General features: G+C 48.0%; 9 protein-coding genes. All 9 read right to left on the bottom strand.

The window, feature by feature from the left end; genetic code table 11:
• Positions 1 to 47: 47 nt before the first annotated feature.
• The 9 genes from F3J22_RS19005 to F3J22_RS18965 all read right to left on the bottom strand — a co-directional run bounded on the left by F3J22_RS19005 (position 48) and on the right by F3J22_RS18965 (position 15,219).
• On the bottom strand, positions 48 to 1,028 hold the full coding sequence (locus tag F3J22_RS19005; protein WP_167019522.1) for a zinc-binding alcohol dehydrogenase family protein: 981 nt from the start codon (positions 1,026 to 1,028) through the stop codon (positions 48 to 50).
• 74 nt (positions 1,029 to 1,102) lie between these two features.
• The gene (locus F3J22_RS19000; RefSeq protein WP_167019521.1) at positions 1,103 to 1,669 is read right to left on the bottom strand and encodes a Crp/Fnr family transcriptional regulator; all 567 of its coding nucleotides are present in this window, start codon (positions 1,667 to 1,669) and stop codon (positions 1,103 to 1,105) included.
• A gap of 37 nt (positions 1,670 to 1,706) precedes the next feature.
• The gene (locus F3J22_RS18995) at positions 1,707 to 2,519 is read right to left on the bottom strand and encodes an oxidoreductase (RefSeq protein ID WP_167019520.1); all 813 of its coding nucleotides are present in this window, start codon (positions 2,517 to 2,519) and stop codon (positions 1,707 to 1,709) included.
• 65 nt (positions 2,520 to 2,584) lie between these two features.
• Positions 2,585 to 2,986, bottom strand: coding sequence for an SMI1/KNR4 family protein (locus F3J22_RS18990; RefSeq protein WP_167019519.1), 402 nt, complete (start codon positions 2,984 to 2,986; stop codon positions 2,585 to 2,587).
• Positions 2,987 to 2,991: 5 nt separating this feature from the next.
• Positions 2,992 to 4,728, bottom strand: a complete 1,737-nt coding sequence (locus F3J22_RS18985; protein WP_167019518.1) for an alpha-L-arabinofuranosidase — start codon at positions 4,726 to 4,728, stop codon at positions 2,992 to 2,994.
• A gap of 77 nt (positions 4,729 to 4,805) precedes the next feature.
• Complete coding sequence (locus F3J22_RS18980) at positions 4,806 to 6,062, bottom strand: glycan-binding surface protein (protein ID WP_167019517.1); 1,257 nt, start codon at positions 6,060 to 6,062, stop codon at positions 4,806 to 4,808.
• Positions 6,063 to 6,082: 20 nt separating this feature from the next.
• Positions 6,083 to 7,723 (bottom strand): RagB/SusD family nutrient uptake outer membrane protein, encoded by a 1,641-nt coding sequence (locus F3J22_RS18975; protein WP_167019516.1) that lies wholly within the window; start codon positions 7,721 to 7,723, stop codon positions 6,083 to 6,085.
• Positions 7,724 to 7,744: 21 nt separating this feature from the next.
• Positions 7,745 to 10,939 (bottom strand): TonB-dependent receptor, encoded by a 3,195-nt coding sequence (locus F3J22_RS18970; protein WP_167019515.1) that lies wholly within the window; start codon positions 10,937 to 10,939, stop codon positions 7,745 to 7,747.
• A gap of 200 nt (positions 10,940 to 11,139) precedes the next feature.
• Entirely contained in the window at positions 11,140 to 15,219 is a 4,080-nt protein-coding gene (locus F3J22_RS18965) for a hybrid sensor histidine kinase/response regulator transcription factor (RefSeq protein ID WP_167019514.1), read from the bottom strand.
• Positions 15,220 to 15,222 lie beyond the last annotated feature (3 nt).

Raw genomic sequence — 15,222 nt, 5'->3', positions numbered from 1 at the left:
GAATTATTGGTGAATACCGAACAAATTATCACCTCTAATATAGACAATCAGGGGATCACTACCATGCGTTTTCCTGCCTGGTCAGCACTCGCCCATGCGCTGGCGATATCCTGCAATTTTACCGGTGTAGTATCAATTTTCAGTTTACCTATAGCTGCCAGCTGAAACAGTTCTGGTAAAGTACGCGTAAAGGCTTCTTTCAACACTTCTTTAGGCACACTGCCGGCGCCCACCCCATATAATTCGAGACTGTTGCTCCTCAATGCGGCGGCCGAAAGACGGATCACAGGGCCGGCCATCTCTCCTACCTGTACATATCTTGTTCTGTGCGCAACGGCATGAAGGTCGTGACCAGTCAGTACATCCAGTAATAATTCTGCCGGATGCCCCCATACATAGTCCAGCACTACATCAAAGGGGTGTTTACTCTTCTGGTGCTGGATACGCGCTTTTATATCGGCTTCACTGCCATTGAGGGAAACGGTTTCATCGGCGCCAAGGTCTTTCAGGGTTTCCAGTACGGCTTCATTACGGCCGGCGGCAATAATTTTTCCTGCGCCCTGCGCTTTTGCCAGCTGAATAGCTATTTTTCCTGTAACACCAGTGGCACCTAAAATAAACACGGTTTCGCCAGGCTGAAGCGCTGCCCGCCAGGCCAGTGAAAACCAGGCCGACAATGCCGGGTTAGGCAATGCTGCCGCCGTAATATCATCTACATTATCCGGGATCTGAATGGCTGTATTTCTATTGATCAGGGCATACTCTGCCATCATACCATATGGAGCAATCGCCTGGGCATATACACGTTCTCCGTCTTCCAGGGTACCAATTCCATCCAGGCCTACTACTGCCGGAAAGTTTTCATAAGGCCTGGAATAATGTTTTCCTGCCACAATACCTTTATCAAGGTTTTTGATAGAAGCGGCATTGACAGATACGATGGCCTGACCGTCCTTTATGTGTTGAGGTTGCTTAATGTCGCCATACTGGGGGATTTCTCCGTATGCATGAATAATTGCTGCTTTCATAAGTGATACTTGTTTTTGCAAAGATCCATCAGGAGCAACAGGCAGACGATAACATTTGTTAAGATCTTTCCCGCTTATTTTTTCTGCCGGAGAATGCTGTTGCGGATACGGCTCAGTGATACGGAGGTAATGCCAAGGTAAGAGGCAATATAATGCTGCGGCACTCTTTGCAGCAAGGCAGGATTTTCATGGAGCAGGTTCAGGTAACGTTCTTTGGGTGTATCCCGGATAAAGGACATAAAATGGTTCATATAATTCAGCTGTCGTTCAAACATCACGTCCATCATCTCTCTTAAAAATGCCGGATCATTTCCCAGCTCCTGCATCACCCGCTGATAATCTTCTTTGTGTAATACCCTGATAACAGAAGGTTCCAGGGTTTCGATGGTCACTTTACTGGGTGTGCCTTTACGGAAGCTTTCTGCAGATGCCAGCCCTTCGCCTTCGAAGAAGAACTGAAAAGTGATATCCCGGCCTTTGTTATTAAACCATACCCTGATAGCTCCTTTCTCTATAAAAAAATATTTATGGGAAACCTGCCCTTCCTGCAGCAGGATAGTTTTTGCAGGAACTTCCAGCCTGCGTTGGGTAGTTGCCAGTGCCTGGAATTGCTGTTGGAATTTAGCGACGCGCGTATTCATAATAATTACAGATGCCCGTAAGATAGCTCATTCCGGGTTATTTCAACTGACTGCTGATCACGTTATCGATCATACGGTCACCGAAAATCTTCCTGGCGGCCAATATAGGCCCGGCCATATAACCTCCGTGATAGCGGGTTTTAGGCCTGTCTGCCTGCAATGCTTTTTTTATCAGCTGCGCGATGACCATCGGGTCTGCATTTTTATGCATGGTTTTTTCGAAAGCCTTCGCAAAGCGTTCTACCATGGACTTATAGACGCCATTGCCGGAAACCTTCATCAGACTGCGGGCAGCGATATCTCCCCATTCCGATTTCACGCCGCCGGGCTCTATAACGATAACGGCTATATTAAAAGGCTTCACTTCATTCCGCAGGCTGTCGCTGAGTCCTTCCAGGGCGAATTTGCTGGCATGGTACCAGCCACCGAAAGGCGTTGCGATCTTACCACCAATAGATGATATATTGACGATCCTGCCACCGCCCTGGTTACGCATATATGGCAACGCCAGCTGTACCAGCCGCATAGCCCCGAATACGTTAACATCCAGCTGGTACTTTGCATCGGCCATCGGCACATCTTCTATGGCGCCATAAGAGCCGAATCCCGCATTATTGATGAGGATGTCCAGCCGCCCTTCACGGGTGATGATGGTGTCGATGCCGGCCACCATCTGGGCATCAATGGTTACATCCATGGATAATACCTGTATACCTTCCGGGATCAGGTCCTGCATCAGTGCGGTGCGGCGGGCAGCTGCATAAACGGTATATCCGCTGCGGGCCAGCAGCAAAGCAGTTTCCCGGCCCATGCCGGTAGAAGCGCCCGTAATTAGTACTACCTTTTTCATATGGTACTGTTAAGCATTCTATGCCATAAAACAGCCAATGGTGATGTATTGTTGCGGAATTACCCTCAGTGTATCAATAACTCAGAATGATGCACGATCAGTTCAAGCCCTTCCCTGAAAGACGCCGCCACCGGCGCTTCCGGTTTATCGCGCAAATATATGCCGGCGGCCTGCTTCCGGAAGCCCAGTACTACCGGGTGCTGTATCAGCTCTGCAAAACCGATAAAAGGGCCTGCATGATGTGCATGCTCATAAAGTATCCTGTCTACCGACCACATACTGAATGGCAGCCCTTTTCCAATGGCGGCAAAGCCGTCCATCTGCAGGTATAGTTCCTTGAATTCACCCGGAAAGCGGAAATGTAATATTTCTTCTGCTTCACTGATCATTTCTATCAGCGTTCCTTCGTTCAGCTGTACCTGTTCGGAACGCCAGTAGCGGATAAGATTTTCTGTCCAGCTGTTCATATCTGTTATTGCTTCTCCATCTGTAATATTGTTACAGACAATGGCGGTACGGTTACCTTGATTCCCTGACCGGCGTCTGCGCCGTATGCTTTTATGGTAGTATAGCTGGCGGGGCCGCCGAAGGTTCCGCTGGCAGGGCCTTCCCCATTAATAGATACTGTTCTCGAAAAGGTGGTACTGCCACCATCGAGGGTATACCAGTAGTACCTGCTGCCGGTTTTAAAGTTCTTAAAGGTTAGTGCCACCGATTCCGAAGTGCTACCCTTATTGACTAACACTGCCTGTAGCTGCCCGCCGGTAAAGGTGGAGGCATACGCCAGTATATCAGCACTTCCTTTGGTAACGCTGGCATTGATGACTCTGTCGCCCTGCGTTTTTTGCAGCATATACATATAGTAGAAGGCCGGGCGTGGTGTCCACTTTGTTTCCCCTGATGCGGCTTCACCCTGACTAAACAAACCATGATCATCACCGTTGTTCCAGCCATTGGCGAGGTCCCAGCGGCTGGCCATACCGTAGCCACGTTTCATCAGCTCTTCCAGTACGATAGCGGCATGTACGCCTGCCACCTGCGACACCATCTGTTTGGAGCCGGTAGCGAAAATATTCCACTCTGTCAGGGCAATGGGTTTAGGCGTAGTGCCTGCGGTTTGCCAGCATTGGGCTACATAATCGGCCATACCTTTAGGATTGCTGGTGCCTGTTGCCAGTATTTCCGCAGGGGTAGAATTGGTATTGTAAGGTGTAAAATAACTATGGATGATATAATAATCCGGGCTGTTGGCACTTTGCTGTAACAGGCCGCTATTCCAGTTTTTATCGGTATTGTTGGCCCAGCTGGCGGGAGCTGTTTCCAGCATCTGTGCACCGATATAAATTTGTTTCCCTGTTTCTGCAGCGGCTTTGCGCATGGAGTCTGCAAATACCTTAAAGTGTTTTCCGTAGAGCTCCCCGGTGATAATTTCCGGTTGTCCGTCTTTATTGGCAGCGGGATCTATTCTATAGCCGGCCTGCCAGGTGCCGTTGCTTTCGTTCCCGATCTCCCAGTAGCGGGTACGCCCGTTGTCGAACCGCACCCAGTCGGCCGCCAGATGGGCCGCTGCGGCCACAGGATCAGCACTGGTGCCATACCTTGCATAACCATAGTTGATGGTGATGATACCTTCGTTGCCGGTTTGTTGCAGCATATTGTAATAGTTAGTCAACGATAACGTATAGCCAACATCGTTATTCCCGTACCAATATCCCGGATCGGTGGCATTGCCATTGGCATCCTGGATTTTAGCCGGAGCATCTGCCGGCGGGTTGCCTGGTGCTGCATTCCAGAAGTAAACACTGCTGATGTTACCGCCCGGGAAGCGGATGATGCCCGGGTGCAGGTTGGTAATATGTCCCATCAGCGTAGATTGTGTTACCATCTGCGTCATATATGGATTGGCGTTATTACCGAATAAGGTGGGGGTCAGTTTGGAAACGATGGTGGAAGCATCTACCAACACCTCAGTGGTTGTAGTGGCAGGAACAGTACCGGTTTTATAATCCGGCGCAGTAAAAGTCCTGGGGTGCCAGTTGTTCAGAAAAAAGCCTATGGTGGCAGCGGTTGCCGGATCGGCAGGCGTAGTTATTTTCGTAGTATCGCCACCGTTACCAGGTGTTGTAACCGGAGCTGGTGTGGAAGCCCTGCCACAGGCACTGGCCATGGCCATTACCAGCAGCAGCACTGTATATTTCTTCTTGCTCATGTAAGTAACTTTTATCAGTAAGGTAAAAGGCCGGATGCCCCTTTACATCCGGCACTTCTACGTTTTCTATCACCCACCTATTTGATTTTCACAATCCTGAAATTGTCGTAGGCAGTATTATACACGTCAATTGGATCTGCTTCAGAAATAATGTGATAGGTGAATGTCACAGTTCCTCCCGCATCCAGCACATCCGCTACGGAGGCGGCCGGCATGCCGGTACCTTCTACTCCATTATCTGCTTTCCTGAAAGATGATAACGGCACTGTAACGGTCTGCCATTTGTTTTGCGTATCAAATGTTTTATTGGAAGCATTGGTATATGGAATAAAGCGGTAAGCATAGCTTTCGCCAAACCGGAGTATGTTTACGCCTGCCTTCCATGGTTCTTTGGTATTCACTTCAAACTTCAGCGCGTAATTGGCTGCGGGCTGCGTCTTCGCTGCTGCCGGGATTACGTTTACAGCGTTAAAGATACCGCCACGGTTGGCTGTCCACCAGGCTCCATCATTAGTACTAACACCACCAAACACACTCTGCAGATAATATCCTCTGGTGCCAGGAAAAATAGTAGCATCATTCGTTCTGTTGGCGCCCCACCATGCCCAGTTAAATACCGGCAATTCGCCTGCTTCTCCTTCGTTGGTGAGGTTACTGATCACATCACCACTCTGATGATCGTTTAAAGGCCCGTCTGACGTAGCTGTCCCCAGCTTTCCATATAATACCAGGCGGCCTGTATCATCTGCCAGGTCAGGCATTACAAAACCAACATAGGTACCTGCCGGTGTTGTTACTACATCAGTAACGGTTCTGCCACCCGGCAATCCTATTTTTTCGATCAGGTACAGGCTGGAACCATAGATATAGACAGAGTCGCCCGCCAATGCATTTTCATTGGAAATAGCCGTGATGGAAGGTGGTGGCACGATCAGCTTAAAGGTATAAGTGGTGACACCATGACCGGTCGTAAAAGTAATTGTGTTTGGCACATTCGGGTCAGTAGCCTCTGTGGGCGCATTACCCGGAATGGTGATGATCAGGTGTGTATTGGTATTATACGTGGGATTAAAATAGGCATCCTGACCATTAAATTTAACGGATGTAAGGCCGGCAAGGTTACTACCGGTCACCAACAGCAAGGTTCCGGGCAATGCCGTCACAAATGTGCTGTCGGTTTTGGTAGAATCGAGCAGGGTAATTTTAGTAATCACCGGCGGACCGGCAACGTCATTGTCTTTTTTGCAGGAGCCCAGCAGCAGGAGTGTTGCAAAAAACAATCCTGTCATGACTTTGCTCACTCCTTTATATATTTTCTTAGGATGATAAGACATACGGTTGTGTTTTAGAAAGATTAAAATTTGTAAGGCACCGGCGTTTTACGCAGATTAGGCGCCTGACTCAGTTCCTGTGCAGGCAGTGGCAGACGGAAGTTGCTTTCAGATACCGGGTAAGTCGTAGGCTGATCACTGGTAATCGTCCAGGTGGTAGCATTCGTCAGCGCATTTGGAACGATACGGTAAGTACCCTTGTCCTGCGATGCAATCATGCTCAATGCTTTGGTCGGATTATAGTAATGCAGTCGCACCAGGTCATACCACGCCACTCCTTCCATACCAAATTCCAATCTTCTCTCTTTATAAATATTATCCCAGGTCAGACTTGTAACTTCCTGTAAACCTGCTCTTTTGTGTACCGCGTTGAAATATTTCACAGCCACGGCATCTGAGGTGGAAGCCTGGTTGCCCAATACCGCCTCAGCATAGATCAGGTAAACTTCTGCCAGCCGCATCATATAAGTACAAACCTCTGTACGCATAAACTGTACTTTACCGTCATTATCTTCCGGACGGCCCACCACATATTTCTTCACCCATGCCCTTGCACTGTAGCCTGTCTGGTTTTCAGGCACCTGCAACTCCTGGATAATTTTCTTACCCGGGCTGTTCGGATCATCTACCGCCTGATGGATATAGGAATAGTGATCACCCGGCAGCATAAACGTAGCCTTACGGCGTTTATCATTCAGTGAATACAAATTCAGCTGGTCCAACGAAGCCCCGATATCTCCTCCCCATCCATCACCAAAGCTGGTGATTTCACCGCCATAGGCGAGATAGGCCTGCACACTGTTTTGTGATCCCCAGTCGCCATCATATTTCCATTGCAGCGAGAAAAGGCTTTCGGAGTTGTTGTTATTTTTTGTCATGAAGAGATCTTCATAATTTGCCATCAGCGAAGCACCGCTGTTATTGATAACATCCTGCGCCAGCAATGCTGCACTGTCGAGGTCGGACTGCTTACGTGTACCGGACTGGTTCAAACCGGACCTGATGAGGTAGGTCCTTGCCAGCATCCCCTCTGCAGACCATTTGGTCACACGGCCCTTCTGAGAAACCGTTGACGGCAGGTTAGCCACTGCAAACTGAAGATCGCGGATGATGAATTCCCATACTGATTCTTCCGTATTACGCGTCAGCGTAGTATCGTTGAGGTAATCCAGGTTATTGTTGATCAGCGGCACGGCGCCCCAGTTCATAGTCAGGTAGGAATAGGCAACAGCGCGCATAAAGCGGCCTTCTGCAATGCCCTGATTTTTAATATTGGCAGGTACTGCCGGTCCTGCATATTTAGTGATGTTGTTGATCGTCAGGTTAGACTGCGCCACCACATTAAAGAACGCACTCCAGGCACTGTAAACCTCCGGTGTAACATCGGTGGTCTGCATCCGGATATTATCTACCTCATAGGAGCCCGACATCAGTACACCACCACGTCCGTCGCCGATACCATGGGAGGCCTTATCATTATAGGCAAACCATACCACGTTGTATAAAGGAGCCGTAGCAGCCATTATCTGATCGGAAGTCTGGTAGAAGTTAGCATCAACGATCGCATCTTCCGGCGGACGTACCAGGAAACTTTTAGAACAGCCAGCCATAGCGGCAGCCGCTGCGATGAGTAGAAAGGATATTTTATGATATATAGACTTCATGATTATCTTTTTTAAACGGTATTAAAAATCAACAGCGATGCTGGCAGAATAGGTGCGGGTGATCGGATAACGGCCACCATCAACCCCTATCAGGTTGGAAGACACCTGTGATTCTTTTCCGATATAAGCACCCACTTCCGGATCATAGCCTTTATACTTCGTGAAAGTTGCCAGGTTCTGCACCCCCAGGGATACACGCAATGCCTTTATAACTGATTGCATATGCAACAGTGACGACGGCAGGTTATAACCCAGCTGCACATTTTTAATACGGATATAGGAACCATCTTCTACATACAGTGTAGTAAAACGATTGCTGTTACCATTTACATCCGACCCGGTTATACGTGGCACATTGGTACCGCTGTTGATCAGCGTAGATTTATCACCATCATCTGTAACACGGGCGTAGTTAAAGGTTTCAGCCAGCAGGTTCCGGCCCAGGTTGATGTTTCCAGGATTAGTATTTTCGAAACGCAGGTAGTTATAGATTTTATTACCGCTCACCGCCGTAACCAGTACGTTCAGATCAAATCCTTTGTAGGAGAAACTGTTATTGAAACCAAAAGTAAACTTCGGCCATGGGCTACCGATATACGTCTGATCACGTGAATCGATGATACCATCGCCATTGAGATCTTTATACTTAATATCTCCTACCCATACACCGTTATCCTTGTTGATAGGAAGTTTGGATCCATCGGACTGTGTAGGAATCGGACTGTTTTTAATTTCGTCCACAGATTTGAAGATACCGTCGTATACATAACCGTAAAAGAGCCATGGTGCTTGTCCGACAGCGGTCCTTTCGGTAAAGTTGTTCATGAACCAGGCCGTTCTGGTGAAGAAGCCAAATTGCGTGTTCAGTTTCGTAACGGTAGTATTTACATGAGAGATATTAAAGTTTGTTTTCCATACAAAACCTGATTTGGTTTGCATGTTCACCGTATTCAGGGTAAGCGCATAACCTTTGTTTTCCAGGGAGCCTACGTTGAGCCATGGCGAACCGATAGCACCTTCGGCATTGGTGCCCTGATATGCCGGCATGGTAGCCTGCATCAGGAGATTGTTGGTTTTCCTGATATAGAAATCACCTTCCAGCGACACCCTGTTGTTCAGTATCGCGAGGTTGAAACCAACATTTTTAGTATTGGTCAGCTCCCATTGTAAAGCAGGGTTACCGTATTGTCCGATCCTGTAGCCCGTACCAAACGGAGTGGTAGTTGCTGCGAGGGAGTTATACTGACCACCATTGGTATTGCTGCTACCGGTTTCTCCAACCTCTGCACGGATTTTCAGCTCACTGATCCAGCTCACCGACTTCATGAAAGGTTCCTGTGAAATACGCCATGCCGCAGACGCAGAGGGGAAATAAGCCCAGATGTTGTCCATACCAAAGCTGGAAGAACCGTCCATCCTGCCGGCCAGCTGCGCAATATACCGGTCTTTGTAACTGTAGTTGATACGTCCGAGGTAAGACTCCAGGGCGCCACTACCCTTTCCGGCACCGGAACTTTGTCCGGTAGCATTCCCCAGGTTGATAGAAGGAATGGAATTGCTGGCAAAACCGGTACGGGTAGAATTCAGGCTCTGATAGTTCCAGGCCTGTGCCTCATGGCTTACCATTACCCCCAGGTCATGTTTACCGAATGACTTATTATACTGTAAGAGTTCATTCAGGTTCCAGTAAAAGTTTTTACCTGTAGAAACTGTCATGGTGGCCTGCTCATTCACCTTATAGCCTAGCGTATAGGTAGGTGTGAAGATGGAACCATCCTGGTATTCGAAGTTACCGTTGAAGGTGGTACGGAAAACCAGGCCCGGAATGATAGTTACTTCTGCACCCAGACTACCTAATCCGCCACTTTTTTTCAGGGTATTATTTACCAGGGAAGCGATAGCCACAGGGTTTACCGGTGCATATTGTGCATTGGTACCAAATTCATTGGTAGTAGCGCCACCCCAGGTACCATCCGGATTTTTCACCGGAACATTAGGTGCCAGGTTGATGGCATTATGAATCACATCTTCACTGGTGGTAGATAATTTTTCTTTTGTCTGGTAGAAGTTGAGCGAAGTACTCAGCTTCAGCCATTTCGTCGCCTGGTTGTCCAGGTTGAGGCGGAAGGAATAACGGTTGAAGTTAGAACCAATGGCTACCCCATCCTGCGAAAGATATTCACCGGACATATAGTAGTTGGTATTATTGACACTGTTGCTGACTGTCAGCTGATGCTTTTGCAGCGGTGCCGGTTTAAACAGGGCTTCCTGCCAGTTGGTACCATTTCCCAAAACGCCTGGATTGGCAAATTCCGGCGTAGGCGTACGGTTTAGCAGCGTAGCAATTTCGTTGTTCATGATAGCAAACTGCTGTAAGCTCATCACATCCAGTGTTTTAGGTGTTTGCTGCTGAGAGTACAGGTAATTGTAACCTACTTTCAGTCCGCCTTTGTTACCTCTTTTGGTAGTAATGAGTACCACACCATTTGTAGCGCGGGTACCATAGATAGCGGTAGCTGAGGGGCCTTGCAGGATCTCCATCGATTCAATATCCGAAGGATTGATACCTGCCAGGGCGTTGGTGGAACTTGTTACACCATAAGATACCTGCGCTGGCTGTATCTGTACCCCATCAATTACGTACAGGGGTTCAGTAGTACCGTTGATGGTACTTACCCCGCGGATATTAACGGAGATACCACCGCCAGGCTGACCGCTGTTCTGCGTTACATAAACGCCGGCGGCACGGCCCTGAATGGCCTGGTCCATAGTGGTGTTAATGGTTTTGTTGATGTCGGCAGAAGAAATAGAAACCTGTGCACTGCTTTGGTCTGTTTTCTTCATGGTACCATAACCAATGATCAGCACATCGCCTAGCTGGTTAGGGTTCTCCTGAAGCTGAACATCAACTTTCAGGTGACCGGGAACTTTTACTTCGCGTGTCAGGTAGCCCATGGAACTGATGGTCAGTACCTGACCGGCAGTGGCAGCGATACTGAACTTACCTTCTGCATCAGTGGCTACGGCCAGCTTGGTGCCTTTCACATAAATGGAGGCGCCGGGGATGGGCTGGCCCTGTGTGGTGGAAACAATACCTGTTAATTTGGGTGATGTATTGGCGGGTTGCTGGGCAAATACCGGCGATAGCAACGCACAGCAGCTGACCATTAACCATACCAACAGGAATGATCTTCCAGTAATACTGGCTCTTTTCATACGTGGAGAATTAAAATTTAATAAATGAGCGATCTTTTGATTTTGGCTTTCACTTCATAGTTGGATAACTTTCATAACGATGGGATAAAAGTATACTTTACCTGTATATCACAGGTACCGCCAATGTGTATTCTTTGGGCTGTTCTTGTTGCGCAACAGGGGTATCAGATGTATCCCCGGAGGTATCATTCTGTTGCGTGCTATTTTCTGTTTGCCGCCGCATAGGCCGATGGCAGCATCTTATAGGCTACTTTGAAGTATTTGGTAAAATATTTAGGATTGTTAAAGCCGACTTCATACGCCACTTCCGTGATATTCATATCAGAGCGGGTCAGCAACTGGGCAGCACGCTGCAAACGTACCCCACGGATAAACTCTATCGGTGGCTGCCCGGTAATGCCAAATATCCGGCGGTAAACAGATACCCTGTTCATACACAGCTCCCTGCTCAGCTCTTCTACGGAGAAATTAGGGTTAGACAGGTTCTTTTCTACTATTTCCAGTGTCTTCTGCATGAACTTCTCATCTGCACTGAGGGCACCGGCAGCATCCGGGTGCTGTGATACGATCACCATCGGCTGGGCGGGTTTACTGGCCAGTACCTTCCGTACCCTCGACAGCATAATCTCAAAGTTGAAAGGCTTTACCAGGTAATCTGCCGCTCCATGTGCCAGCCCTTTTAACTGCTGCTCTTCTGCCGCCATAGCGGTAAGCAAAATGACCGGTATCCTACGGGTACGACTATCCCCTTTTATCTTGGCACACAAGGAAATACCATCCATTAACGGCATGTTTATATCACTGACGATCAGGTCGGGATGGGCAGATAATGCCTTTTGCCAGCCAGCCATACCATCTTGAGCCTCAATGACATGGTAATACTCCTTCATATTCTCCTTTAAATAAAACCGGAAGTCATCGTTGTCTTCCACGAGTAAAACGGTGGCCTTACCATCCGGACTTTGATCTGCCACTGCTGGCAATGGTTCAGGCTCAGGAGGGGTATGATCCGTTGCATGAAGGGGGGCAGGTGTTGCAGTAATTTCTACCGGCGTTGTAACTGTTAAGGGTATACGAAGCGTAAAAGCAGCTCCCCTGTTAACCTCACTTTCTACCTCAATAGTGCCGCGGAACAATTTCACAAACTCCCTGGTGATGGCTAAACCTATCCCGCTGCCCTGACTTACAAAACCTCCCGGCACATCACTCTGGAAAAATTGCTCAAATACCTTTTCCTGCCGCTCACCAGGAATACCGATGCCGGTATCTTCCACCTTCAGTTGCAGCATGGCATAATCATCATCCCCCTGCTCTACCACAGCAAAAACATGTACCGATCCGCCTGCAGGGGTAAACTTGAAGGCGTTGGACAACAGGTTGAATAATATGCGCTCTATCTTATCATGGTCAAAGGTCGTGTAAAGGGCTTCGGTATTTGTCTGGAAGCTGAATTCCATCTGTTTCCGTTCTGCGAGGTCTGTAAAGCTGTACACCACCTCCCGGATAAATCCGATTATATCTCCCGGCGTAGGGTCCAGTTTCAGTTCCTGCATCTCCATGCGACGGAAGTCCATCAGCTGATTGACAAGGTTAAGCAGGCGGCGTGCATTTCTTCTGATTAAGTACAGTTTATGCTTAAAGGCATGGTCTTTTTCGTGGCGGATCACCTCATCCAGCGGTGCAAGGATCAGGGATACCGGCGTCCTGAACTCATGACTCAGATTAGTGAACAGTTTGATTTTCAGCATGTCCAGCTCATGTAACTGCTGCGCTTCTTTACGTTCCTGCGCCAGCGCGAACCTTCGATGGGCACGTTGCAATACCCATCTCCGCAGGAAAAATAAAGCAGCACCTAACTGCAATACATACACGATATATGCCCAGGAAGTAGCCCAGAATGGCGGCTGAACAATGATCCGCAACGCGATGCCTTTCCAGTTATCGGAGCCGTCGTCGTTGAGGGCTTTCAGGTGGAGCACGTAATCACCGGGATTGATATTCGTATAGGTAATACGTTTAGATCGCGCATCGGCCGCCTGCCATTCCCGGTTAAAACCTTCCAGTTTATAGACGTAGGTATACTTGTTTTTGTCGGTGTTGATATAATCCAGCGCTGCGAAATCAAGGGAAAAATCATTTTCGTTGTAGCGCAGCACAATCTCTTTGGTTTCAGGGAGTGCTTCGCTCAGGATAACGTGGTTGCGTAATTTTTCGCCGACGCCTATTACCCGGTTAAATAATTGTAGGGACGTAAATACCAGTGGTGGCTCTTCCCTTGTCTGCCGTATCATGGCCGGGTCGAAGAGATTAAAACCATCGGAGCCCCCGAAGATCAGCTCACCAGAACTCAGTTGCAGCGCGGCGTTTACGTTAAAGGCATCTCCCTGTAACCCATCTTTACTATTAAAATTGCGACAACTGATACCGGTCACCCTGTTGCCGGCTTCCATGCGCACAGTGAGCTTACACAGCCCATTGCTGGTGCTTACCCACAGGTGTCCTTCCTTATCTTCCAGTATAGAGATGATATTGTTATCCGGCAAACCGTCTTCCATCCTGAAATTACGAAAGCGTTGTTCTACCGGATCAAACACACTGAGTCCATCCCTGGAACCTGCCCATATGTTGCCGTATTTATCACTGTGTACGGTGCTGACATTATCATTGCTCAGTCCGTGTGTTTCGCGGAGATAATGAATAAAAACCCCTTTTGCCTTGTCCAGCATGTCAATACCATAAGCTGTTCCAATCCACAGATTACCAGCAGGGTCTTCTGTCATTGCTGAAATAAAATTTGAATGCACAGAGTTGGGCATGCTCACATTATTATGATAGAAGGTCCACTTTTCGCGGTCAAAGCGATCGAGACCATTTCCCAGGGTACCGACCCAGAAATTATGCTGACTGTCGCGGTAGATTTTCCATACCGTTTTCCCTGCAAGACTGTTAGGATTTGCGGGGTTAGGGACGGCGTGTATTGCTTTTCCATTCACGAAATGGTCCATGCCGCCGAAGTAATACCCAATCCACAGACTATTATCCTCATCTACATACATCGTCAGAATAACATCGGTACTGATACTGGCAGGATCAGCGGAATGTTTCCACTGCCTGAACTGGCCGGTCTGCCGGTCGAAATAGATCAGTCCGCCGCCATTGGTACCTATCCATACGTTTCCTTTTTTATCTTCAGCAAAGCAGTTTAAGTCGTTGTATTCCAAACTATGAGGGTCATTATACTGACGGGAATACTGGCGGAATTTCCGCATATTTTCTCCATAATAACTGATCCCTTTTTTATAGGTACCACACCAGATAATGCCCAGGTTATCTTTGTATAGTGAGTACACGGCATTCTCGGCAATACTTTTCAGGTCATCTTCCCTGTTTACCAGAAAATGGGAGGTAAAATTTTCCTTATCAAGTATGGTGATACCACCATGGTCGGTTCCTATCCAGATACGTCCTTTTTCATCCTGTACAACACTGTTGACGATATCATTATTTAAGGCGCCATTGCGGGAATTGAAATACCTCGTGGTATTGTTTTTATTGTCCATGTACATCACCCCGAAATCATTGCCGGGCATGTAGATCCAATAATCGTTTTGTGCATCTGCAAAAATGCTGAGGGAGAGCGGACGTTTATCTGCCGGCAGCGGGACAATATTTTTCCGGTAGATGAGGGTGTTATTACTACAGTTTATCTTTTCAATATCTCCGTTATACGAGAGTACCAGCAGATTATTATCGCTGGTGATAGCCAGATCAGCGATGGAGAGATTGGCAGGATGATGTACCTGCAGGGGCAGCAGGTGTTTATTTTCATCCATGCGAACGAGTTGTCCGCTGTCGTACGCAAACCAGTAATTGCCTTTAAGCTCCCTGATGGCAGTAATACCATTGGCTGGCAGGCCATATTGCTGCAGCCAGGTAGCTGCTTTTATGAATTGTTCCTTCCCGGGATTATACACCACATCGCCATTTCTTGTTTTTATATAGAGTTGATTGCCGGGAGCGGGAAAGATTTTGGAGATGTAGTCGTCGCTGATAGAAAGGGAATCTGCCGGGTTATGCCGGAACACGCGGCAGTTGGAGCCATCAAAGCGGTTTAGCCCACTCATGGTACCAAACCACATAAATCCTTTATTGTCTTTATAGATACAGTTGACCTGGTTGTTGGAAAGACCGTTACTCACATTCAGCGACATAAAATCCTGTGCCTGACCAAAAGAGCATATAGCCAATAACAGTGGAATCAGTATAGTTTTCTTAATCATGGA

The organism is Chitinophaga sp. Cy-1792 (assembly GCF_011752935.1).
Taxonomy (GTDB): domain Bacteria; phylum Bacteroidota; class Bacteroidia; order Chitinophagales; family Chitinophagaceae; genus Chitinophaga.
Note: the sequence above shows the minus strand (reverse complement) of the source record. Positions and strands in the feature narration are given on the sequence as shown.